Origin of the sequence: Spiractinospora alimapuensis (assembly GCF_018437505.1) — a bacterium.
In the GTDB taxonomy this organism is placed as follows: domain Bacteria; phylum Actinomycetota; class Actinomycetes; order Streptosporangiales; family Streptosporangiaceae; genus Spiractinospora; species Spiractinospora alimapuensis.
Window position 1 is genome coordinate 1,857,407 of the sequence record NZ_CP072467.1, and the last position, 23,011, is coordinate 1,880,417.

Annotated in this window: 18 protein-coding genes and 1 tRNA gene; 9 read left to right on the forward strand and 10 right to left on the reverse strand. The window is 69.1% G+C overall.

The features are described 5' to 3' along the window. Positions 1-351: 351 nt before the first annotated feature. From J4H86_RS08490 to J4H86_RS08505, 4 genes are read right to left on the reverse strand one after another with little or no spacing between them, the layout of a single operon-like run. Positions 352-1,095, reverse strand: coding sequence for an ABC transporter ATP-binding protein (locus J4H86_RS08490; protein ID WP_236542955.1), 744 nt, complete (start codon positions 1,093-1,095; stop codon positions 352-354). Beyond that, positions 1,079-3,097, reverse strand: coding sequence for a branched-chain amino acid ABC transporter ATP-binding protein/permease (locus tag J4H86_RS08495; protein ID WP_236542956.1), 2,019 nt, complete (start codon positions 3,095-3,097; stop codon positions 1,079-1,081). The genes J4H86_RS08490 and J4H86_RS08495 overlap by 17 nt, the downstream gene beginning before the upstream one ends. After that, complete coding sequence (locus J4H86_RS08500; protein ID WP_236542957.1) at positions 3,094-3,963, reverse strand: branched-chain amino acid ABC transporter permease; 870 nt, start codon at positions 3,961-3,963, stop codon at positions 3,094-3,096. The genes J4H86_RS08495 and J4H86_RS08500 overlap by 4 nt, the downstream gene beginning before the upstream one ends. Positions 3,964-4,002: 39 nt before the next feature. Further along, positions 4,003-5,184, reverse strand: a complete 1,182-nt coding sequence (locus J4H86_RS08505; RefSeq protein WP_236542958.1) for an ABC transporter substrate-binding protein — start codon at positions 5,182-5,184, stop codon at positions 4,003-4,005. Positions 5,185-5,427: 243 nt separating this feature from the next. Between J4H86_RS08505 and J4H86_RS08510 the strand changes: the two genes are divergently transcribed. Further along, on the forward strand, positions 5,428-6,120 hold the full coding sequence (locus J4H86_RS08510) for an IclR family transcriptional regulator (RefSeq protein ID WP_269134546.1): 693 nt from the start codon (positions 5,428-5,430) through the stop codon (positions 6,118-6,120). 457 nt (positions 6,121-6,577) lie between these two features. Here the strand turns inward: J4H86_RS08510 and J4H86_RS08515 are convergent, their stop codons facing one another. Beyond that, positions 6,578-7,144: a TetR/AcrR family transcriptional regulator gene (locus J4H86_RS08515; protein WP_236542960.1), complete on the reverse strand. Its 567-nt coding sequence runs from the start codon at positions 7,142-7,144 to the stop codon at positions 6,578-6,580. Positions 7,145-7,276: 132 nt separating this feature from the next. Between J4H86_RS08515 and J4H86_RS08520 the strand changes: the two genes are divergently transcribed. Next, positions 7,277-8,458 carry an MFS transporter gene (locus J4H86_RS08520; protein WP_236542961.1) on the forward strand — a complete coding sequence of 394 codons (1,182 nt, stop codon included), beginning with the start codon at positions 7,277-7,279 and terminating at the stop codon, positions 8,456-8,458. 227 nt (positions 8,459-8,685) lie between these two features. Here J4H86_RS08520 and J4H86_RS08525 read toward each other — a convergent pair whose 3' ends face one another. The 3 genes from J4H86_RS08525 to J4H86_RS08535 all read right to left on the reverse strand — a co-directional run bounded on the left by J4H86_RS08525 (position 8,686) and on the right by J4H86_RS08535 (position 11,608). Continuing rightward, positions 8,686-9,870 (reverse strand): C40 family peptidase, encoded by a 1,185-nt coding sequence (locus tag J4H86_RS08525; RefSeq protein WP_236542962.1) that lies wholly within the window; start codon positions 9,868-9,870, stop codon positions 8,686-8,688. Between the two features lie 159 nt (positions 9,871-10,029). Continuing rightward, entirely contained in the window at positions 10,030-10,932 is a 903-nt protein-coding gene (locus J4H86_RS08530) for a 2-hydroxyacid dehydrogenase (RefSeq protein WP_236542963.1), read from the reverse strand. Between the two features lie 220 nt (positions 10,933-11,152). Then, entirely contained in the window at positions 11,153-11,608 is a 456-nt protein-coding gene (locus J4H86_RS08535) for a hypothetical protein (protein WP_236542964.1), read from the reverse strand. A 336-nt stretch (positions 11,609-11,944) separates the two neighbouring features. Between J4H86_RS08535 and J4H86_RS08540 the strand changes: the two genes are divergently transcribed. From J4H86_RS08540 to J4H86_RS08565, 6 genes are all read left to right on the forward strand, one after another. Then, a complete protein-coding gene (locus tag J4H86_RS08540) occupies positions 11,945-13,645 on the forward strand; it encodes a substrate-binding and VWA domain-containing protein (RefSeq protein ID WP_330932505.1) in 1,701 nt (566 codons plus the stop codon). Positions 13,646-13,950: 305 nt separating this feature from the next. Further along, on the forward strand, positions 13,951-15,747 hold the full coding sequence (locus J4H86_RS08545) for a substrate-binding and VWA domain-containing protein (protein WP_236542965.1): 1,797 nt from the start codon (positions 13,951-13,953) through the stop codon (positions 15,745-15,747). 678 nt (positions 15,748-16,425) lie between these two features. Next, on the forward strand, positions 16,426-16,815 hold the full coding sequence (locus J4H86_RS08550; protein WP_236542966.1) for a hypothetical protein: 390 nt from the start codon (positions 16,426-16,428) through the stop codon (positions 16,813-16,815). A gap of 524 nt (positions 16,816-17,339) precedes the next feature. Beyond that, positions 17,340-19,331, forward strand: coding sequence for a DUF2510 domain-containing protein (locus J4H86_RS08555; protein ID WP_236542967.1), 1,992 nt, complete (start codon positions 17,340-17,342; stop codon positions 19,329-19,331). Between the two features lie 426 nt (positions 19,332-19,757). Continuing rightward, positions 19,758-20,372: an oligoribonuclease gene (orn, locus tag J4H86_RS08560; RefSeq protein ID WP_236542968.1), complete on the forward strand. Its 615-nt coding sequence runs from the start codon at positions 19,758-19,760 to the stop codon at positions 20,370-20,372. Between the two features lie 68 nt (positions 20,373-20,440). Next, positions 20,441-20,516: transfer RNA gene (locus J4H86_RS08565), tRNA-His, on the forward strand. A 118-nt stretch (positions 20,517-20,634) separates the two neighbouring features. On the opposite strand, the gene J4H86_RS08570 is transcribed toward J4H86_RS08565, so the two are convergent. After that, entirely contained in the window at positions 20,635-21,156 is a 522-nt protein-coding gene (locus J4H86_RS08570) for a MarR family winged helix-turn-helix transcriptional regulator (RefSeq protein ID WP_236542969.1), read from the reverse strand. Between the two features lie 72 nt (positions 21,157-21,228). Here J4H86_RS08570 and J4H86_RS08575 point away from each other — a divergent pair, with 72 nt between their 5' ends. Further along, positions 21,229-22,206 carry a quinone oxidoreductase family protein gene (locus tag J4H86_RS08575; RefSeq protein ID WP_236542970.1) on the forward strand — a complete coding sequence of 326 codons (978 nt, stop codon included), beginning with the start codon at positions 21,229-21,231 and terminating at the stop codon, positions 22,204-22,206. Between the two features lie 134 nt (positions 22,207-22,340). Here the strand turns inward: J4H86_RS08575 and J4H86_RS08580 are convergent, their stop codons facing one another. Beyond that, a complete protein-coding gene (locus tag J4H86_RS08580; RefSeq protein WP_236542971.1) occupies positions 22,341-22,955 on the reverse strand; it encodes a TetR/AcrR family transcriptional regulator in 615 nt (204 codons plus the stop codon). Between the last annotated feature and the right edge of the window lie 56 nt (positions 22,956-23,011).

Below are 23,011 nucleotides of genomic sequence, written 5' to 3' on the forward strand. Positions count from 1 at the left end.
CTCCGAGCCGACCGTCGGGCCGTGGATACACCGCGTCCTCGACCACCACAACCAGCACCTCGGCCCTCGGACACGGGGCACGTCACGTCGCCACGGCAGTCACCCGATGGGGACGGCGGCGGCATCACGGGCGCGCGTTCTCCCCGGTGGGGCGACACACGGCCAGGCCCACGTTGAGCTCGGTGCCCGCGTCGATCCATGTCTCACACCGTGCGCGAGATGGAACGCCAGCGTGGTTCCCCGCACTCCCGGGCACGGGAGCGGACGCGCCCGAGAATGGAGTGTGTCCGTCCATCGCCACGCCCATCCGCTCGCGGGCGGTGGGATGCCGCAACGCCATCTGCCGCGTTCTCACCCGTGGCCGGACTCGGCGTCGGCGTGGTAGCCGCCGCCCAGATACGCGGACTGGACCCGCGGGTCGTTGACCAGGGTGTCCGGGGCACCGTTCATGACGACTCGCCCCCGGTCCATCACGAAGACCTCGTCGGCGACCCGGAACGCCGCGCGGGCGTTCTGCTCCACGAGGAGGATCGTGAGACCGTGCTCGTCCCGGAGCAGCGCCAAGGCCGCGAAGATCTCGGCGACGATCCGTGGGGCGAGACCGAGGCTCGGCTCGTCCAGGACGATCGCGCGGGGACGTGCCATGAGCCCCCGCGCCACCGCCAGCATCTGTTGCTCGCCACCGGAGAGGGTGCCGGCTTCCTGGTTGAGTCGCTCCGCGAGCTTGGGAAACAGTCCCAGGACGAAATCCCGCGACTCCGCGACACGCGCCGCGCTGCGCCGGCGCACCCACGCCCCCAGCCGCAGGTTGTCGCGCACGGTGAGACTTGGGAACACCAGCCGGTTCTCCGGCACGTGCACCAGGCCCGCGGCCGCGACCCGCTCAGCCGGCCACCCGGTGATCGGTAGCTCTTCGAAGGTGACGGTACCGGAGTCCGGCTCCAGCAGGCCCGACGCTGCACGGAGCAGGGTCGTCTTTCCCGCGCCGTTGGCGCCGATCACCGCACCGACCTTCCCCTCAGGGACACGGAGGTCGACCCCGTGCAGCACGCGCAGCCGGTCGTAGGAGACGTGCAGGTCAGCGATCCGAATCATGCTCCACCTCTCCCCCGGTGACAGTGTCCTCCGCGGTGGCCAGGTGTCCGGAGGAGGCCATCTCCGAGGCGAGTTCCGCGGCCTCCGTGTCGTCGTCCACGCCCAGGTAGGCGGCGATGACAGCGGGATCCTCCCGGACCTCCGCTGGGGAGTCCAGGGCGATCAACGCTCCGTCGTCGAGCACGGCGACCCGGTCCGCGAGGGCCAACACCGCCTCGACGTCGTGTTCCACCAGGACGATGGACATCCCCGTGGCGCGCAGGGCGCGCAACAGTGCGGCCAGTTGGCGCCGCTCCGCTCCCGACAGGCCCGCCATCGGCTCGTCCAGCATGAGGAGGTCGGGTTCGCTGGCCAGCGCCCGGGCCACCTCCATCAGGCGCTGCCGTCCGAACGGAAGGTCACCGGCGCGTACGTCGGCGGACTCGCCGAGCCCCACCAGGTCCACGAACCGCCGGGCGTCCGCCTCGATCCGGCGTTCCTCCGCCAGCGCGGGGATCACCGTCGCCGCGGACAGGAGGCCGCGGGATCCCCGCAGGTACCGCCCGACCATGACGTTTCCGAGGACGGTCATGGACGCGAAGACCTGCAGGTTCTGGAACGTGCGCGTGGCCCGCATCCGGGCGAACACGTGGGGTTTGCGCCCGTCGATGCGGCGTCCTCGCAGTGTGACCGATCCCGAGGTGGGCTGGAGGACGCCGCTGATCATGTTGAACATGGTGGTCTTACCCGCACCGTTGGGTCCGATGAGACCGAGGATCTCCCCGGCGTTCACGTCCAGGGAGACGCCGTGCACCGCCGTGACCCCGCCGAAGGTACGGGTGAGGTCGCGGACCTCGAGCAGCCGTGACCCTCTCTCGGGGTATGCGACGTCGCGGTCCGGAATCACCGACACCGCGGGGGCGTTCTCCCGCCCGGAGCGGTCGTCGTTCACCGCGGACTCACCGTCATCGGCTGCGGAAGCTGGCAACGCGCGCGCCGCGCCACCCGACCCCTCACCACCCGAGCGGCGGGAACGGAGCCAACCGATCCCCGACTGCCAGGCCTGATGTAGTCCGCCAGGCAGGAAGATCATCACCAGGGTGAGCACGATGCCGAAGCCGATGAGCTGCACCTCGCCCTCGGCTCCCGAGATGAGTCGGGGGATGACCGACCGTAGGCTCTCGTCGATCGCCTCGACCGCGAAGCCACCCACGATCGCGCCCCACATCGTGCCGAGGCCACCGAGGACCGCGACGAGCAGGAACTTCACTGACAGCTCGAAGTTCGCGGCGCTGGGATTGACGACAGCGAGCCAATGGGCGTAGAAGACGCCCGCCAGTCCCGCGTAGCCGGCGGCGACGACGAGGACCTGCAGACGAAGCCGGTAGGTGTCCACGCCGAGGGTCTCGGCCGCGATCCAGGAGTCGTTGACCCCACGCAGTGCCCGACCGACGCGACTTTCCACGATGTTGCGCGCCATCAGCACGCCGAGGGTGAGCACCGGGGCGAGCAGCCAGAAGTAGTCGACGGCCGAGGCGAAGCGGTAGCCGAAGAGCTCCATCTTTGGCACGCCGTAGATACCTGTTGTGGCACCGAGCCATGGCGTCTCGTTGGCGACCACGGCCACGATGATCCCGAGACCGAGAGTCGCCAGGGCGAGGTAATGCCCCCGCAGTCGCAGCAACGGCAACCCGATGAGCAGGGCCGCCGTCATCGCGAGACACACCGAGATCACGGCTGCGGGAATCACGGAGAAGTCGTAGCGAACGACGAGGATCGCCTGGGTGTAGGCCCCCATCGCGAAGAACGCCGCCTGGCCCAGGCTCACCTGGCCGGCGAGGCCCATCAACAGGCTGAGGCCGAGCGCTCCCAACGCGAAGATCGCGGCGTAGACGGCGACATTGACGACGCCGCCCGTGGCGACGAACGGCAGCCCGCCCATCGCGGCGAGGAGGAGCACTGCCCCGATCAGGTCGGAACGGCGCCGGCGCAGGAGACCGACACCGGAGGGTGGCTGGGTCATACTCGCTCCTCCGTCTCCCGCGCGAACACACCGGAGGGCCGTGCCACCAACACCACGACCAGAACGATGAAGGCGACCGCGTCCCGGAGTCCGGAGTCGACGTAGCCGGCGGTCAGGTTCTCCAGCACGCCCAGGACCAGGCCACCGATCATCGCGCCGCGCACGGAGATGAGTCCGGCGAGCACTGCGGCCACGAAGCCCTTCAGCCCGAGGACCAGCCCCGCCTCCCAGGACGTGAAGTAGATGGGGCTGGCGAGGACGCCGGCGACTCCTCCCACGACACCGGCGATGAGGAAGGCGTTGCGGCGGGCCCGGCCTGGGGCGATCCCGACGAGGCGGGCCGCGACCGGCTGCTCCGAACACGCCAGGAGCGCCTTGCCGGCGAGTGTGCGTTCGTAGAACCAGATGACGGCTCCGGCCAGCAGCGCACCCACCGCGAAGATCCACACCTCCTGGGCACGGATCGTGACGCCGGCGATGTGCAGGTGGGATCCGGGCAGGGCCGGCAGGCTCTGTGCCTCCGGTCCCCAGTAGAGGAGCATCGCTCCCTTGAGAGCGGTCGATATCCCCAGGGTGAGAATGATGGAGGTCAGGACCGTCATCCGCCGGACCGGCGCGATGGCGAGCCGTTGCATCCCCATGGAGAACCCCCCGACCACCGCCACTCCGATCACCATGGCGAGGACCAGGGGGACCCCCATTCCCAGCAGGCTGATGGCGGTGAACCCGGCGAGGATCGCGAACTCCCCCTGGACCAGGTTCACCACACCGCTGACCGTGAAGATCACAACGAAACCGATGGCCACAAGGCCGTAGATGGTCCCCTGGCCCAAGCCGGAGATCACGAGCTGCAGGAAGTCGCTCATCGGGCGGTTCCCGCCGAACTGTCTGGATGCGGCATCGGGTCAGTCCTGCTCGTCCATGAGCACGAACTCCTCGTCCTCAACCGTCACGTACACCAGCGCGTCAGTGCCGAGACCTGAGTGGTCCTCCGGTGACATGTTGAAGGTGCCGGTGATGCCGACGAAGCCCTCGACACTCTCCAGGTAGTCACGGACCTCGTGCGGGTCGGTCCCGACCTCCTCGAAGGCGTCCACGGACAGGTGGAAGGCGTCCCAGGCGTGCCCTGCGAAGGTGGAGGGGTTGGAGCCGAACTCCTCGACGTAGTCGGCGTGGAAGCTCTGGATGACCTCGGCCTGGGGGTCGTCGTCCGGGAGCTGGTCGGCGACGAGGATGCGCCCGATCGGGAAGACGATGCCGTTCGCCGCCGCCCCGGCGGTCTCCAGGAACTCGTCCTCGCCGATGCCGTGGCTCTGCACCAGCGGGGTCTCGATGTCGAGGTCGTCGTAGGCGACCTGGGCCAGGGAGGCCGAGGGAGGGATGCCCCAGATGAAGTTGACGTCGGCGTCGAGGTCACGGATGTTCACCGTCTGCGCGGTGAAGTCGGTGGCGTCGGGGGTGAACCGTTCCGTGCCGATGAGCTCGACTCCGCGCTCCGCGCCGAGCTCCTCGATGGTCTCCTCAACCCCCTCGCCGAATCCGGAGGAGTCACGCATGAGACCGGCCGTCTCCCAGCCCTGCCCCTCGACGTAATCGAGCATTCGCTCCAGCACGATGGAGTCGTTCTGCGCCGTCTTGAAGATCCACTCGGCGTCGTCGATGATGGCGATGTTCGCGGCGAGAGAAATCATGGGGATTTCGTTCTCCTCCGCGATCTCCCGCATCGCGAGACTGGGGCCGGTCCGGCTGGCCCCGAACACGATGTCGACGTTCTCCTCGTTGACGAGACTGTTCATCTCGCGGGCGGCGACATCCTCCTCGGACTGGTTGTCCCGGATGATCACCTCGACCTCGCGACCGTCGACACCTCCATCCTCGTTGAGTTGGTCAACGAGCATTTCCAGGGCGTTCTTCTGCGGGGCGGCGAGCTGCGCCCCCGCTCCGGTGATGTCGAGAACCGCGCCGATTCGAATGGGGCCCTCGTCGTCTCCTCCCGAATCCACGGCGGATCCGGCGCAGCCGGCCGCGGTGAGAGCGAGTGCGGCTCCGACGGGCACGGCCATCCGGGAAATCCGCGTCTTCGACATACTTCTCTTCCTTCTGTTCACTTGGGAACGTGTTGGGGGATACCGCAGCAAGCCGTGCGATAATAGAGCTACGTGCTCGAATTTGGATTACAGTAGCGGCATGAACCGTGTCCCACAAGACCCAGAATTGGGATCAATCCGGCGTCGGAGAAACCGGCGAGTACCGCGACCTCGGTGGGAAGTCGGAGGTCGCGGGTGAACACCCACCCTTCGTCCGACGAATTGGGGTCCCCCTCTCCCAGGGTGAAACGGGCCGAGACGGGCACCCGCTCCCAGACACTCGACCGGGGCCTGTGCGTGCTACGGGAATTGAACACCGCGCAGCACCCTATGCCGGTCACGGCCATCGCGCGGAAACTCGGATTACACCGGTCGATCGTGTACCGGATGCTGCGGACCCTCGAGGACCATCGCCTGGTCACCCGAACCGCCGACGGCTGTTTCGAACTCGGCCTCGGACTGGCCGTCCTGTCCAGGGGGGTACGCCGCGACCTGCAGACCGTCTCCGTGCCGGTCCTGTCGGCCCTGGCCAACGAGGTCCGCATGACCGCGTTCCTCACCGTTGCGAGCGACGACGAGGCCGTGACCCTGGTGAGCGTGGAGCCGCACCAATCCGTCGGCCACATCGCCTACGCCCCGGGGAATCGGCACTCCCTGCACGTCGGCGCGCCGGGCATCGCCACCCTCTCGGCCCTGCCACCGCACCCCGACGAACGCCCCGAGGTCACCGAGGCACGTCGACGCGGCTGGGCCCACTCCTACGCCGAGGTCCTTCCCGGCATGTCCGCGATCGCCGCGCCCGTGGCCGCCGGGCAGAGCGTCGGGGCGATCGCGGTGGTGTTCGTGGACAGCGGGGAGCCGTGGATTCCTCCCCGCGCGCGTCTCGGAGAACGGCTCGTCGCCGCCGCGCGGGAAGTCACCGCCGACATGGTGTGAGCGCGGTCGCGACGCGAACCCGATCAATTATCGGACATACACGACACACAATCACACTCAACAACAAACTACTCAATTCCGAAAAACAACAGACCTTGCGGAATTCACGCCGCCGTCATATCTTGACGCCAAGATGGCGTGATTCCGACAAATCACCACTGGTCGCACAACACTTTTGGTCCACTGCAGGGACGTCCCGCAGGCGAACCCCCTCCTCTGCCGGGAAGTGGTCCTTGCTCCGTCTCCTGAAAGGCCCAGCCCCTCCCCTCCCGGCTGGTGACGCCACAGGGGGCACGGTGGGGGGCGAAAGCCCGCTTTCGCCCCCCACCCCACCATTGACGTCCGCCGTGGACACCTCGCGGGGCCCGATCACGGACACGCCGACGTCTCGAGCCTCGAGGCCTCCCCAGCTCCTCGCTCGCGCCGCCCCATAATCGGGCTCACTGCTTCACGTTCATCAGGCTTCACACGAGGCCCGCATCCGCCCTACCAGGAGTGAGGCCGCCCCGCTCAGCTGCTGGGGGGCGACACCGTCGCGGACCTGCGTAGACACTCCGAGGAGGAAGGTGTGGATCACCGCTGAGGCTGCCAGGGGATCTAGTCCCCCGCCGAGACTCCCGTCTGCGATACCGGCGTGGACGCAGGCAGTAATCCGTTCGCGGTCGGCCCGCCGGCGGAGCTGAACCGCCTCCCGGGCTGAGCCACTGTCCTCCGAGGCAGCTCCCACCACAGCCGATAAGGCGATCAGGCAACCCGCCGGGTGCGAGGGATCTGACTGCATGCGGATGGATTCCAACAACATGGCTTCGAGTGCGTCGGCGGCGGGCTGCCTGTCCGCAGAGACCTCGGTGACCTTCCCGGGACCTTCAATGTAGTGCTCCACCGCGCGAGCGAAGAGCCCGGCCTTCGAACCGAAGGCTCCGTAGAGGCTCGCCGAGGAGAGGCCGGTCGCCTCCCGGAGCTGAGCCAGGCTCGTGGCCTCGTACCCGTGCTCCCAGAACACCTCGATGACAGCGTCAAGCACACGGTGCTCGTCAAACTCCCGAGGTCGGCCGGCAGGGGACATGACACTCCTTTCGGATCGTTCGATCCAGTTTGACACACGAACCCCCTCCACTCAATATTGGATCGTTCGTTCCATTATTAAAGGAGCTCCATGGCATCGCCCACCCTGCCCTCCGTCGAAGCGCCTTCGCGCCTGCCCGTGTTCGCGCTCGTCCTCATGGCGATGACCAGTTTCATCGTGATCATGACCGAGACCCTCCCCGCCGGTCTTCTCCCCCAGCTCGTCGCCAGCTTCGAAGTTTCTGAGGGGACCGCGGGCCAGCTCGTCTCGGCCTACGCCCTCGGCACCGTACTGGCCGCGATCCCCGCGATCGCGATAACCCAGGGGATGCCTCGCAAACCGCTGCTGGCCATCGGCCTGCTGGGCTTCATCGTCGCGAACACCCTGACCGCACTGGCGCCCACTCTCGCCGTCGCCCTGATCGCAAGGTTCATAGGCGGCGCGTTCTCCGGCCTCCTGTGGGGCATGCTCGCAGGATACGCCCGCCGAATCTCGGACCCCCGCTCCGCGGGCAAAGCCCTGGCCATCGCCATGACCGGTACCCCGGTGGCACTGTCAGTGGGCACGCCGCTGGGCACCATGGTCGGCTCGATGATCGGGTGGCGCTGGACCTTCGCCGCAATCTCCGCGGTCACCCTCCTGGTGGTCGTCCTCGTCCTGGTCGTGGTCCCGAACGCGCCTGGCAGCAGCTCCGAGAAGCGCCTCCCGCTCCACCGCGTGGCGGCCATCCCAGGCGTGGCGGCCATCCTCGGCGTCGTCTTCACCTGGATGCTGGCGCACAACTTCCTCTACACCTACATCGCCCCATACCTGTCGCAGACCGACGTGGGCATGCGGCCAGACACGGCACTCTTCATCTTTGGGGTCGCCGCCCTGGTGGGCATCTGGATCACCGGCGCTCTGATCGATCGTGCCCTCCGTGGGCTGGTGCTCGCCGGCACGTCCCTGTTCATCGTCTCGGGGCTGGTCCTGCTCTTTGCCGGGGGCGCCCTTATCACAACCTCGCTCGCCCTGGTGATCTGGGGCCTCGCCTTCGGCGGCGCTGCCACCCAGCTGCAGACCGCGATGGGCAACGCTTCGAAAGACAGCATGGATGTGGCCAACGCGATGCTGACCACCGTCTTCAACCTGGCCATCTTTGGGGGCGGGGCTGTCGGAGCCTTGCTGGTGGACAACCTCGGTGCCATAGCACTGCCGGTCAGTATGGTCGCGCTCTCCGCCGTCGCCCTCGCTCTGGCTGCCTCGAGCAGGCGACACGCCTTCCCAAGCTAGGGGTCGGGCCTCCACGGCGACGCCGGCATAACGCTGATGACAATCGAGGAGGTGGGCGGTTTGCTGCGCCCACCTCTCACACCACCGTACGGGCGGGCGCTACGCTCGGCAGCGCGGCCACCGCTGGCGATTCGTTTGTACACACACCAACCGATGATCAGGCGGTGGCCGTTGACGTGTCCGGCGAACGCCACAAAATCCCCCCACCAGGGTCTACGGCTGGAGTACTAGGCGGTCACCCGGACGACACCCGCCATATTGGCGAAGCGGACGTCGGAGTACTTGACGACCGAACCGGTGCGCGGGGCCTCCAACATCTGGTCGTCGCCGAGGTAGATGGCGACGTGGGAGATCCGGTTGGGCGCGGTGGGGTCACTACGCCAGAAAAGCAGGTCGCCCCGCTCCGCGTCCTCGTACTCGATTCGTTCCCCCGCGCCCCACTGGTCGGCCGCGACGCGGGGAACGGTGACATCGTTCTGGGCGAAGGCCCACTGCACCAGTCCGGAGCAGTCGAACCCGCTCGGATCGTCCCCGCCCCACACGTAGGGAACCCCGAGGTACTTCTCCGCCTCCTCGATCATGTCCTCCAGCGTCCCCCGGTCCACGGGGTCGCCCGCGGCGGTCGCCGGGCGTGGATCCGGGTCCTCGGCGAGGAGCTGCACCCCCGCGTCCGACCCGAGCGCCTTCTCCAGGGCCTCGCGCAGCTCGTCGAGGTCGGCCTCGGGTGCGCTCACGATGAGCCCGTTGCCGTCGGGGAATCCGAGCTCCTGGGTCACCTCACGGGAGGCGAGGATGTCGATCCCGGTGATCCCGGACGTGGCGTGGGTCCACACCCTTTTGGTGACCGCCGAATACGCGCCCTCGATCGTGACCTCGGTGTCGACCTCGAGGTCGCTGTCCTGGCCGAGGTCGTGGGACAGGGCGAGATTACCCTCGGCGATGCCCTGCCAGATCTCGTCGGACTCGGCGGACGGCTCGGGCGCGAATGCCCGGAACTCCGAGGGGTCCACGCCGAGAACCGAAGCCGCGGCACCGTCGATCGTGACCTGTGCGGCATCCACGACCTCCGTCGCCTCGACGCCGTCCAGCTCCCCGATCTCCGAGACGACGTCGGCGGGCAGGGACTCCGGGGTGACGACGAAGAACTCCGCGCTGCGGGTCTCCTCCAGTGGGGCGACCTCGACATCACCTGTCAGGTGCGCGACGTCGGCCACCGACGGAGTGGCCCCCACGGAATCCCCCGGACGGGCGACCGGGCTGGGGGTCGAGGGAACCGGCGCGGGCGCGGCGCTCGACCTCTGTTCGATGGGCGGGCCGGGCCGAGGGTCGGGAACGTCGTCCGCCCATACCGGGCCCACGCCGAAGGCGGTGAAGGCGACGGCCACGACCGCTGTGGTGCCCACCCCCGACATCCATCGCTGTCGCGTCCTTGGTGCGCGGCCCATACCCCACCCCTCAATCGGCCCGGGTGGGATCGTGGTGTCCCGAGGGGGCCCCGGCCCGATTCGCTTCACACATTGTCCTCAACCACCGCGTCGCGGGCAATGCCCGAGTTTTCCGGCGCAGCGCGGTCAGCCTTCCCGCACGACGTTGGCCAGGGGTTCGCCCCGAGCCCACCGCGCGAGTTGGTCGTCGACGAATCGCCGTGCCCGCGGGTAGAAGGACGCGGCGCCGCCGGCGATGTGTGGGGTGATGGTGACGCCGGGGGCGTCCCACAGGGGGTGCTCAGCGGGGAGCGGTTCGGGGTCGGTGACATCGAGTGCGGCGCGCACCCGGCCGTTCTCCGCGAGCAGGGCCGCCGTGTCCAGAACCGGCCCCCGGCCAACATTGACCACGAGAGTGTCGTCGCGCAACAACGCCAGTTCCGGGGCGCCCATCAGGCCCTCGGTCTGGGGTGTGTGCGGGGTGACCAGGACGACGATGTCCACGGTGGGCAGCAACGAGTGCAGGTCGGCGATCCCGTACACGTCCTGTTCCGGTCGTGGACGGCTCGCGACGCGGACGACCTCGGCCTCACAGGCGAGCACCCGCTTCTCGATGGCCTGTCCGATGCTGCCGTAGCCGAGGATGAGGACCCGCGAGTCGGCCAGCGACCGGTCCCGGTCCGGCGCCCATCGGTGCTCCCGCTGGTCGTAGGCCCAGCGGGGCAGGTCGCGCTGGGCGGAGAGCATGAGCGCCAGGGCGAGCTCGGCGGTGCTGGAGTCGTGTAGTCCCCGCCCCGAGCACAGTGTGACGCCGGACGGCAGAAGGTCCAGGACATGTTCGTAGCCGGCGGTGAGCGTCTGGGCGACCTTCAGCTTGGGCATGCGTTCCAGGAGCTCGGGTCCGCGCGAACGCCAGTACGGCAGGACGTAGAACGTGACCTCGTCCAGATTCCCGGGGTCGCCCTCGTCCGCGGAGTAGACCTCCACCCGCAGGCCCTCCGGGGCGTTCTGGCGGTTCTGCTCCCACGGCACAAGTACCAGGTCGTCCACAGGCTCTCCCGATCAACGGAATTGGTTCGCGCCCATCCTACGAGCGGTGCCACCTCCGCTGCGGAGCGCGGTGGCCGTTGCTGAAGGAACGCCCGCCGACGTCAGGATCCGGGCTCCGCGTGGTGTGGGCGGGTGAGGCCGGTCGGTGCGGCCCCGCCGCGTCCCGGCTGGCACGGACGATCGGGAGGACGCGACCCGGTTTCGCGGGCGGGCCGGGCCCTCAGCCGGCGAGTTCGGTGAGGAAGCTCAGCCGCTGCCAGCGGGCCTCCTCGCAGGATCCGTCCCGCGTGAGCTCGGTGAGGACCTCGTCGCCGTCCCAGTTACCGCTGATCAGCGCGGCCTCGGGACCGTAGAGCGTGTCGGTGCAGATGGTGTCCTCCGCGACCTCGTCCAGGGCGTCGACACGCTCGTCCAGGACCGCACAGGCCTCCGGGTCGGCGTCAGGATCGCCGGTACAGGCGAGGAACTGGCTGGAGTCCTCTTCGTCAGCGCCGCTGACCCGGATGTAGAGCTCGCCAACCGGTCCGGACTCGGCGCTGATCGGTGCCATCGCCTCGAGGTCGCCGGGCTGGGGGTAGTTCGGGGTGCTGGTGAGCGCGCTCGCCACCACCAGGCCGTAGGTTCCCGCGATCAGCGCACACACCGCGCCCAGTACTCCGCTGAGAGAGCGTGACATACCTTGGCTGGATTTGCGCATGGCTCCGGGAAACATCGACGACGGGGCAGGGACACGCGGGCGCACGCCGAATGCGTCGGTCTACGGTTCGGGTCGGGACTCCGCGACTCGCCCATCTTGCCATGAACCCCATCGGGAGTCAGCCGCGGCTCGCCATTTCGCGTAACCCGCTACTCCCAGTATCGGACGAAATCCCGGGACTTCCCCGAAACATTACTTACCAGTAGGCTCATCGTGCGATGTAGATCACTGACCTGTGTCGCGCCGCGCACTGGCCACATACCGTCAACCTCCGTTCGCGGCTCGCACGGCACCGGAGATGATTCGGAGCGCTCGTTGGTTGAGGGACGGCATCGACGACTCAGGCCGTCGAACCGGACGCTCCGGCACCCCCTCACCATCGCGGGAATCCTCGCCACCCTGGTCATGCTGTTGGTGCTGGCGGTTCCTCTCGGCATCCGCGTGTTCGGGTGCTCCGAGCCCCAGTACCTGCGGGTCGCCGCGGCGCTGAGCGTCGCCCCCGTGGCGCAGGAGGCCGCGGCGGAGTTCAACGACCATGCCGACGGGTGCCTCTACGCCCAGGTCACCGAAACCCCGCCGCACGCCGTCATGACCGACCTCGCCGGCGGCCGCACCCTGGACTCCACCGTGACGCCCGACGTGTGGATACCGGAGTCCTCCGCGTGGGTGGAACTCGCCCGCGTCTCGGAGTCCGGCGCGCAGACCCTGGAACCGGACCCACGTTCACTCGCGAGCTCCCCCGTCGTTCTCGCGGTTCCCGAGGACGCCGACGGCGTCGCACCCGCCGACGAACACACGGCGAGTTGGGACCTCCTGCTGCCCGACGCCCGTGATCCAGATCGTCCGGTGGTACTCGTGGACCCCAACCGGGGCGCGGACGGCATGGCGGCGATGTACGCGATCCGGCAGTCCCTGGGAACCGGCGACCAGGCCGACGCGGAGATGACCGAGTTCGTCCACGACGTCCAGCTCGACAGCGCCTTCGGACACATCGAACTCAGCGGCGTCTACCCGGGAGCCGATCCGCTCACCGTCGTTCCGGAACAGTCTGTGCGCGACTACAACGCCTCCGGTCCCCCGACGCGCCTACGCGCACTGCACCCCGAGGAAGGGACCGTCACCCTCGACTACCCCTTCACGCTGGTCACCGACGACGCGGACCGACGAAGCGGGGCCGAGTCGCTGTACGAGCTGCTGTCCGCCCAGTCCTACCAGGACCGGCTCGGCGAACTCGGGTTCCGGGAACCGTCCGGTGCCGAGCCCCGAACACCGCCGGACGTTCCCGGAGTCGAACCAGACCCACCGGAGACGCACGAGGACCTGACCGGCGACGCGCTGCTCACCGCGATCGAGGACTGGAACCGGCTGTCCATGCCGAGTCGCGCTCTGGTCCTCGCCGACGTCTCCGACACCGCGGGCGAGCCACTTTCGGGGGACCTCTCCCGACTCGACGTGGCCGTCGAGGCGGCGGAGCTGGGCCTCGCGCTCTTCCCCGACCAGACCGACATGGGGTTGTGGCTCCTGTCCACGGAACTGGATTCGTCCGGACACGAGGAGACACACCAGCTCGCGCGACTGGAGGACTCCGACGAGGGGCAAACCGTGCGCGAGCGACTGCGGGACACCGCTTCCGCCATCGAGCTGGAGGGCGGCGACGCCCGGCTCTACGACAGCATCGGTGCCGCCTACGACGAGATGACCGACGCCTACCACGAGGACAAGATCAACAGCGTGATCGTCCTGACGTCGGGCGACGACGAAGGGCGCAGCGAACTGTCCGAAGAACAGCTCGTCGCCCAGCTCGAGGACAGCTTCGACCCCGAGCGTCCGGTCACCATGTTCATCATCGCCTTCGGCGACTTCGAGGACGAGCGGCCGCTGACGGAGATCGCCAACGCGACCAGCGGAACCGCGTACTTCACCGAGGACGCGGACGAGATCGGCGACATCTTCCTCAGCTCCATCTCCCGGCGGTTGTGCGTGCCGGACTGCGACAGCCGGGAGGACTCCCCCTGACCCAGAACCATCACGATCCGGTCACAAGCGGGGCGATCGGGTGGCCCGGGCTCTGACCTCGATCCACTGCCCCACCGCACTCGCTGACCTCGAACGACGGTGACGCGCCAGCGCAACGCCGCGAGCCTGTGACCTTGCCCATTTGTCCTGGTTCGCCGCTTGAGTACCGTTCTTCGCATCCACTCGACTGGAGTAAGGACCTCAGAACCGTGGGACGACATCGAAACGCTGACTTTGTCGAAGGGACCGGCGACCACTCGCTGCCCGGACCACACCGACCGCGCCGCCGCGGACGAGGCGTCGCCGTGGCCGCCTTCTCCGCCGCTCTGGTGGTTCTCCTCGGACTGGGGGCGACGGGGTGGTTCTTCTGGCAGTCCGACGTGACGTGCCTCGGCCGGACCCAGGAACTACGCGTGGCCGCGGCGCCGGAGATCGCTCCCGTACTCACGGAGCTCGGAGCCGAGTTCGCGGCCGACCGCGACTGCCAGGAAGTCACGGTGGAGAGCGTCGAGTCCTCCGACGTCGCCTACGACATCACGGGCGAAGGGCCAACCACGGGCGGCGCCGACAACCCCTCGGTCTGGATTCCCGACTCCTCCCTCTGGGAGGACCACGTGGTCGACACGGCCGGGCCGAACGCGCTCGAAAGCACCAGCACAATGATCGCCAACTCCCCGATCGTGCTCGCCTCTCCACCGGGATCCGACCACGAGGAAAGCTCCTGGGCGTCCCTGGTTCCCGACACCGCGCCCCGGGACGACGACCAACGCGCGGTACACCTCGTCGAACCGACCCTGAGTTCCTCCGGCCTGACCACCCTCGCCCTGATCTACGGTGCGATCGAGGAACGACGTGACACCGAGGACGGCGAGGCGGCCGATGACGCCCCGGCCCCCGAGGACCAGGAGGAGGGAGACGACGAACAGGAGGGCGAGGACGAATCCGGCGACAGCGCCGACGAGGACGCGCCCGAGGAACCCGAGGAGGGAGACGAGTCGGATTCCGCGGCGCGGACCAGCCCGGAGTTCATCGCCGCGCTACAGACTCTCCAGCGCGACGTCGCGATCAACCCCAGAGACGCGCTCGAGCGCATCGCGGCGGAGGACGCCGACAGCGGCGCGGTGCTGGCCGTCTCCGAACAGGCCGTGTGGGCGCACAACGCCGAGGAACCGGACCAGGCGGTCCAGGTCCTCTACCCCACCGAAGGCACCTACACCCTGGACTACCCCTACCTCCTGCTGGACGTCGCCGACGAGACCGCCGCACTCGCCGAGGACTTCCGCGGCTTCCTGCGCGACGAGGCCACGCAGAGCCAGATCCGGGACCGCGGCTTCCGCTCCACGGACGGGACCGCCAACGAGGGCCTGGTGTCGTCGGATGGGGGCTTCGCCGAGGAAGCGCCCACTCCACTGGCCTCTCCCCGCGACGGGGCCGCGGAGGACCTGATCGCCGCCTGGAACCAGCTACAGCTCGGCACACGCATGCTGGCGGTGTACGACGTCTCCGGATCGATGCTCGCCGAGGTACCGGAGGTCGAGGCCACCCGGATGGAGGTGGTCCTCGCGGCCTCCTCCGAGGGACTCCAGCTCTTCGAGGACGACGCGGAGATCGGGGTCTGGGAGTTCTCCACCGACCTCGAAGAGGACATACACCACCGGGAGGTCGTTCCCCTCCGCGAACTGGGCTCCGACGGCGACGACGGCACCCACCGTGAGGGACTGATGGAAGAGCTGGGGGACATCACCCCGAACCCACGCGGCGACACCGCGCTCTACGAGACCGTACTCGCCGCCCACCGGGAGATGCGGGAGAGCTACGCGCCGGACCGCAACAACGTGGTCCTGCTCTTCACCGATGGCGAGCAGGACAACCCGGACGGCGACCTCGAGCTGGAGGAACTACTGGCGACCCTGGAGGAGGAGTCCGACCCGGACCGGCCCATACCCTTCATCATCCTCAACTACGGCGCCAGCATCGACACCGAACCCATGGAACAGGTGGCGGAGCTGACGGGCGGCGAGTCGTTCGTGACCTCCGATCCGGAGGAGATCGGTGAAATCTTCCTCCGGGGGTTCGCACTACGCCTCGGATCGGACGAGTAGACCACCGCGCACCGAGACGAGGCACGCGCCACCCCCTCCGGACGTCGCCGGGGACTCGTCGCCGCGTCTCGTGTCCGGGGCCCGCGCCACGGAGGCTGACGAGTCGGTCGGCTCACTGGTTACCGAGTGTTTCGGTTGTGCCGTTGGGGCGATTCCCGGTCCCTTCTTCGCTGGGCATGACGCAACCCATTGCAACCCCCGAAACAAATCCGCCATGGCCGGATGTGGCCATGCGGGTTCGTCCCTGTTCGCACAGGCGGGGAATCGCCCCAGAAATCCCGTCAACAACAGGCACAATCGCGCTTTCGGCGCACTATGGACTATTCCCCCAACTTGGCGTAGCTAGAGGGCAGAACACGTTGGCGCTTCGGGAGGGGTGGCTCCGCCGTGGTTTACGCATGGATGCCAGGAGTAAATCGAGTATCGGGCACCGTCAGTGAGGGAAGCCTCACGGGGGGCGCGCCTCGCGTCGTCTGGGGGACAACGGAAAGCGATCCGCACGTCATCAGCGCGACCGCCGCCGCGCGGGATCTTCAAGCAGCCAACATTCCCGCCCACCTGGTGTGGAATCCGCTTCGCGGCGAGTTCGCCCAACTATTGCCGGCCACGTCGCCCGCTCCTCGGACGGGTCGCGGGGAACATCGTCTGGATCGAGGGCACGAGGGCCGGGTCTGTGTCGTGATCCAGGTCGTCGGGTTCTCCCTCGATCCCTTCACCGAGGGAGAGCTGAACGGACTGCGTCAGGTCCTCGCCTGGCTCGACTCGTGGGGGATTCCCCGTCGGTGGCCAGCCGGCCAACCGGAACCATCCGCACCGCACCTCGCCGAACTGGACGAACGCCTCTGGGCCCAGGGAGGTCACTTCGGACTTTCCCAGGTCCCGGGATCGCAGAGCGGGATGCCAGGAAAGATCAGCCCGGAGCGCCTCCTCGGCGGCCCCGCGATGACACACGCGACTCCACCGTCAACCGCCACCGTCCGCGGACGCTTCCGCGAACCCGACGAGCTCCTCGCTCCCCCACCGGCCCCGTCCGAGACCGCCGAATGTCGAGCCTTCGCCCACACCTAGGTGGTGTTTCTCGAGTGGGCCGGGGCGGGCTGGTTCTTGGGAACCTTCGGTCCGATGGTTCGGCGTCTTCACGCACCGACGCGCAGTGCTCCCTGCTCCCCCGCCCCCACCCCGGCCCCGCGCCGCCCACGATGATGACTCCCCCACCAGGACTACGCCACATCCAACCGGTAGAGGTGCGCATCGACCCGCTCCAGCGGGGTCGACAACACTCACCACCACTGCGCGAGCCCCCATCCCTCGCTCAACCACAACCACCACCTAGTCGCATCGCCCCGCGACGACGCCGGTCACGCGCCCGCGTGGCCGGCGTCGTGTGTCCGGTTCCGCTCGCGACAGTGACGTCCGCTGCCGAGGGCCACGCCCGCCCGGCGCACACCTTCCCTTCTTCGACGTGTGCGACGGGCCATCCGCTCCATCCGGTTCCGCCTTCGCGTCGATCGGGCGCCGCCGGTCGGCGGTGTCCGATACCGGCGACAAGCCCACTTTCATCAACTCCCGCGAGACGGTTTAGTCTGGCGCCCATGGGTGGAACGATCGAGCCGGGTTGGTATGAGGATCCCCACGGGACACCGGACCAGGTGCGTTGGTGGGACGGCGGCCGTTGGACCGAGCACGTCCGCGCGCTGTCCGAACTGAGCGGACGCACCGCTCCCCCCACGGCGCGGGACGATGATGAGGCCACGACGGACCTCAGCTCCGTGCTCGACAACGACGACGAACCCGCGACGACGTATGTCCCTCCGCCGTCGCAGGACCCGAGTCCGACCTCGGCCGCCCCCGGTCTCTCCCGGTCAACGCCCGACCCGAGCGCCGACGAGCCGGCGACCATGTTCGTCCCGCCGCCCGTGCAGGATCCGCCCGCACCAGCCGCTCCGTCCAACGACGAGCCGGCGACCATGTTCGTGCCGCCCCCGGACGACCGGCCGGCCAGCGCACCACCGTCCGACACCGCGTCGTCGAGTAGCTCGGCCTCTCCAGTGGACGACGAACCTGCGACCGCGGTGTTCAACCCCGGGCGTCCACCCAGCGCCCCGGTGAACGACGCTCCGGCCACAGCCGTGTTCCAGCCCGGGGGTCCGACCACTCCCGCGGACGGGGACCCCAGCTCCGAGGCCACCGCTGACGTCTCCTCGGCCCTGCCCGCGCCCCCGCCCAGTGACGAACCCGCGACGGCCGTGTTCAATCCGGGTGCGCCACCTCCACCCGAGAACCGCGCCACCTTCGATCCCAACGCTCGGCCGACCGAACAGGACGACGAGCCGACCGCCGACATGACTCCGGGCCCGCCTCAGGCCCCGTCCGCCCCGGCGACCGCCGTGTTCAAACCAGACACGCCCGCGACCCCGGACGAGCCGCGCACCGCGGTGTTCCAACCGGACACGCCCGCCGCCTCCGACGAGCCGGGCACCGCCGTCTTCCACCCCGACTCGGCGTCGTCCATGTCGTCGGCGGCCTCCGCCCCCGCCGACGGGGGCGACAAGGGGGGCCTCTTCGGCAAGTTCTTCGGCAACCTGCGGGAGGGCCTTCAGGACTACCGCTCCGATCTCGCCAGCGACCGCGACCGACGCCAGGAGGAGCAGCGTCGCCAGGAGGAGATGAAGCGGCAGGAGGAAGAGCTCCACCGCAAGAACCAGGAGCTGGAGCGCAAGCAGCGCGAGTTCGAGGCGCGCCAGTCCGGCGGCCACCCCCCGGCCGTTCCCCCCGAGGAGTCGGCCCCAGCCAAGCCCGAGGGCGCGCAGCCCGTGTGGAACGCGCCCAACCCGCCCTCTGGGCCGAATCCGCGGGAAACCAGCGGTCAGCCGCCGGTCGCGGAACCGCCGGCGTGGGGGCGGCAAGAGCCCTCAAGCGCGCAACCCGCATGGGGGCAGCCATCCGGTCCCAGTGACGCGCCGCCCTGGGGGCAGCCCCCAGCCCCGGACGACGGCCCGCCACCGTGGGCCCAGCAGGCGCAGCAACCGCCGTCGGGTGGTCAGCCCGCGTGGTCGCCGCAGCCTCCGTCCGGCCCTCAGCAGGGGTGGGGGCGACCGCCGTCGGGGCCGCAGCAAGGCACCGGCGGGTTCCCGGCACAGAGTCCACCGCCACCTCCGCCACCCGAGCCTCCGATGCCTCCCGGCCCCGGAGGACCTGGCGGGCCTGGGGGGCCTGCGGGGATGGGCGGTCCGCCTCCAGGCCAGGGAGGTGCGTATCCCCCCGGTATGCCCAACCGAGCGCCGCAGCCCCCTCAGGGTCCAGGGCCGTTCGGACAGGCCGGTGGCCGCGGACCCTACCCACCCCCCGGACCGCACATGGGCGGGCAACCACCCATGCCCGGGCACGGCCCCGGACCGAACATGCCGCACGGGGACTGGGGCCACGGGCCGAACCCCTACCACCAGCACCAGCCGCGCAAGCGCAGCGGATGCATGGGCTGCCTCTTCGCCCTGGCCATCACGGTGTTCATTCTCGTGGTCGTGGGCGTCATCCTGCACGTGACGGGGACCGTCGACATGTGGTGGCTCATCTTCGGCAACTAGGTGTGATGTTTGAGGGCTTTCGGATAACGGAGCGGCCGTCGCCCCTCCTGGGACCGCTTCGCGGATGGTGCCCCAGCGGTGCCCCGGGCTTCGGCTCGTACGGCGATCCGTGCTGGGCCTCCCGGTGGGCTGTTCGAAAGGGCCGACACAGGCGAACGTGGTCCGGGCGGTCGCGAGCCCTCAGCCCCCCAACAGCGCCCCCAAATGGGCACAGCGGTTCAAGAGACACGCCCCGGGTCGTGGCCAAGCTTCCACGGCCGCCCAACCCGACAGGGTGGGCGGCCGTCGCGGTCACTGCCGGAGCGATCCCGATCGGTCTCGCGCCGGGCGCGCTCCCAGGTGAGGAACTCGGTGGCCCACTGCGGCCGACACAATGCGGGGCCGGGGACGCGCCTACGCCTCCACAGAGGTTCTAGGCTGTGCGTTATGAACGACGCCCTGGTGTGGATCGACTGCGAGATGACCGGCCTCGACCTGCGCGAGGACGCCCTGATCGAGGTCGCGTGTCTGGTGACGGACGGCGAGCTCAACCGGCTCGGGGACGGTGTTGACGTCGTCGTCAAGCCGCCTCAGGCCGCGCTGGACCAAATGGGCGACTTCGTGACGGAGATGCACACCAGCTCCGGGCTGCTCGCCGCGCTGGACACCGGCGTCACGCTGGACGAGGCCCAGGAACGCGTCCTGGAGCACATCCGCGAGTTCGTCCCCGAACCCAAGAAGGCCCCGCTGTGCGGGAACTCCATCGCCACCGACCGCGCCTTCATCGCACGCGACCTGCCGGAGCTCGACGACTACCTGCACTACCGGATGGTGGACGTGTCCAGCATCAAGGAGCTCCTGCGCCGCTGGTACCCGCGTATCTACTTCCAGGCCCCGGAGAAGCAGGGCGGGCACCGCGCGCTGGCCGACATCACCGAGAGCATCCAGGAACTGCGCTACTACCGCGCCGCGGCCTTCGTCGCCGAACCCGGACCGGACTCGGCGACCAGCCGAGCGATCGCGGCCGAGATCGTCGCGGAGAGCGCGGCGCAGCAGAAATAGGTGGGCGAAGCACTCCCGACCCGCGTTAGACTAAGGGACGTCGCACCGACCTCCGGGCCGGCGACATGGTGGGCGTAGCTCAGTCGGCAGAGCACTTGGTTGTGGTCCAAGGGGCCGGGGGTTCAAGTCCCCTCGTCCACCCCAGACAATCGCAGGCCACACAGTGAGCCTCCTCCGGGAACGGAGGGGGCTCACTCGCGTCTGGGTGGCTGTGGGAGAGCGGTCCCGAGATCACCCACGGGGGGCGGTTCCCAATTCCTCCTCACAGGAGGTCGGGCCGGAACCGGAGGCCTTCGCGCGGCACACGGGCCAGGTCCTCCAGGACCCGAGCGATGACCTCCAGGTCCTCCGCGCTGTAGCGGCCGAGGAACTCCGACGCACCGAGGCCCATCCGCTCGTGCAGGCCACGGTGCGCCTCCTGGATCTCCCGGCCCAACTGGGTGAGCCTCAGATGCACTTCCTTACGGTTGTCCGGCACGCGGTGCCGGGCCACGGCGCCACCGTTCTCGAGGCGGCGGACGATCTTCGACACCGTGCCCTTCGGGATCCCGGTGGCGTGGGCGAGGCCCACGATGTTCGTCGACTCGTCCCCGTCCTCGGCGGCGGGGACGTGGTCGAGCAGGTGCAGCGCCTGGACGTTCATCCGGCCGAGGACGTGCCTGGCCTCGACCGAGACCTGCTCGGACATCCACTTCCACTCGGCCTCGTCCTCATCGCCCAGTCTGGCCGCGACCTGTCCGATCAGATCCTGGATCCGAGTGACGAGCTCCTCATTGGTTTCCACAGAAACAATTTTGCCATCCAACCCTGAGCGGAATATCGTTTCCATGGAAACAAAATTCTTGGAGGGAGATCCGTGAAGGCAGCGGTGGTGGAACGACTGGGACAGACACCCGTGTGTGCCGAGATCCCCGAACCGGCCCCGGAAGGCGATCTGGTGGTCGCGACCCTGCGCGCGGCGGCCGTCAAGAACGTCGAACGCATGCTGGCGGCGGGCACGCACTACGGCAGCGGGCGGATGGCGCTGCCCCTGACTATGGGAACCGACGCCGTCGTCGAGACCCCAGATGGCCGTCGGCTGTACACCGGAGCGGTGCCACCCGGTGGCACCATGGCGGAGCGGGTCCTCGTGGATCCAGGCAACGCCGTGGAGCTTCCGGACGGAGTCGACGACGCCCCCGCGGCGGCTCTGCCGAACGCGGGCGTCTCCGCGATGTTCGCCCTCGAACACTCCGGCCGGGTGCGCCACGGCCAGAACATCCTCGTCCTCGGAGCCACCGGGGTGACCGGCGCGCTTGCGGTGCGGCTGGCAAAACGCCGGTTCGGCGCCGGAACGGTCACCGCCGTCGGTCGGGACGCCGCCCGGCTCGACTGGCTGACGACCGTCGGCGCCGACGAGACCATCACGCTCGGAGACCCGCCGAACCTCCTGCGGGCGGTGCGTCGGTCGCACCACGAGCGACCGTTCGACCTGGTGTTGGACTACCTCTGGGGCGAACCGGCGGAACAGACCCTGCGAGCGTTGGGAGGCGACGACCTCGCGGCCGGGTTCCATCGGACCCGATTCGTACAGATCGGTGAGATGGCCGGCCCAACGGTCACCCTGCCCGCTGGGGTACTGCGCGGGGCCGGAATCGAGCTGGTGGGTCAGGGTGGCGGCAGCGTCCCGAGGGAGGCGTTCGCCCGCCTGACCCGGGAGACCCTACCTGAGCTCTTCTCCCTGCTCGCGTCGGGTGACCTGCGCCTGGAAACGGTGAACAGGCCCCTGGACCAGGTGTCGACGGCGTGGGCCGAAACCCCGCCCTCAGGCACTCGGCTGGTCCTGACGCCCTGACTCCCACCCCCGCACGATTCCCGGTCAGGCGTCGCGGCGCGTCAGCGTGGTCGTGTAGGCGGCGAGAGCGACGACGCTCCAGGCCGGCCATTGACGCGACCGCGTTCCTCGCCTGGAAGGGCCTGGCCTCGGGCTCACCCGCCGGAACTCGGGGCTTCGGACGAACCGGGCGGCTCCAGGAGCTGCTGGGCGAGCGCGTCGGCCAACCACGACGCGTAGGCCTCGGGCGACCAGCCGCACGTGGTGGTGGCGTTGAGGTAGATGTCCAGGCTGGTGAGGAGCCACGCTCGGTCCACCGCATCGGCCGTGGAGAGGTCACGGCGGATGGCCCCCTCGCCAACGAGTCGGTCGATCAGCGGGACCAGACCCGCGCGACGCCGTGCGTCGCCCTCGGCCGCCATCTCCCTCATCTCCGCGGTTACCTCCCGAGCCACGAGGAGCTGGGGCATGCTGGCCGAGTAGAACGCCCGAACCCACTCCGCGCACGCCCGAAGCACCGCCCGGGGGTCGCTCTCCTCCGCGACGCGTCCGCGCCACATCTCCGCGTCCGCCGATTCCTCCATCTGCTCGACGATGGCGCGCAGGACCTCGGCCTTCGACCCGAAGGCCGCGTACACGGTCTGGGCGGACACTCCGGCCTTCTCCGCGATCGCCGCGATGGTGGTCTTCGCGAACCCCCCAGACTCGAACAGCTCGCGCGCGGCGGCCGTGATCTCGGCCCGGGTCTGGGCCGCCCGCGTCTCGCGCAACGGCGAACGGTAGCGGCGCGGTGATGATGGCGGCACTGGCGACATCCCTTGGTCCA

Excerpts from the sequence above, each read along its gene's own strand:
- J4H86_RS08490 (WP_236542955.1), bottom strand. The coding sequence starts at position 1,095 with ATGATTCGGATCGCTGACCTGCACGTCTCCTACGACCGGCTGCGCGTG.
- J4H86_RS08535 (WP_236542964.1), bottom strand. The coding sequence starts at position 11,608 with ATGTCACGCTCTCTCAGCGGAGTACTGGGCGCGGTGTGTGCGCTGATC.
- J4H86_RS08500 (WP_236542957.1), bottom strand. The coding sequence starts at position 3,963 with ATGAGCGACTTCCTGCAGCTCGTGATCTCCGGCTTGGGCCAGGGGACC.
- J4H86_RS08520 (WP_236542961.1), top strand. The coding sequence starts at position 7,277 with ATGGCATCGCCCACCCTGCCCTCCGTCGAAGCGCCTTCGCGCCTGCCC.
- J4H86_RS08525 (WP_236542962.1), bottom strand. The coding sequence starts at position 9,870 with ATGTCGGGGGTGGGCACCACAGCGGTCGTGGCCGTCGCCTTCACCGCC.
- J4H86_RS08505 (WP_236542958.1), bottom strand. The coding sequence starts at position 5,184 with ATGTCGAAGACGCGGATTTCCCGGATGGCCGTGCCCGTCGGAGCCGCA.
- orn (WP_236542968.1), top strand. The coding sequence starts at position 19,758 with ATGAACGACGCCCTGGTGTGGATCGACTGCGAGATGACCGGCCTCGAC.
- J4H86_RS08495 (WP_236542956.1), bottom strand. The coding sequence starts at position 3,097 with ATGACCCAGCCACCCTCCGGTGTCGGTCTCCTGCGCCGGCGCCGTTCC.
- J4H86_RS08555 (WP_236542967.1), top strand. The coding sequence starts at position 17,340 with ATGGGTGGAACGATCGAGCCGGGTTGGTATGAGGATCCCCACGGGACA.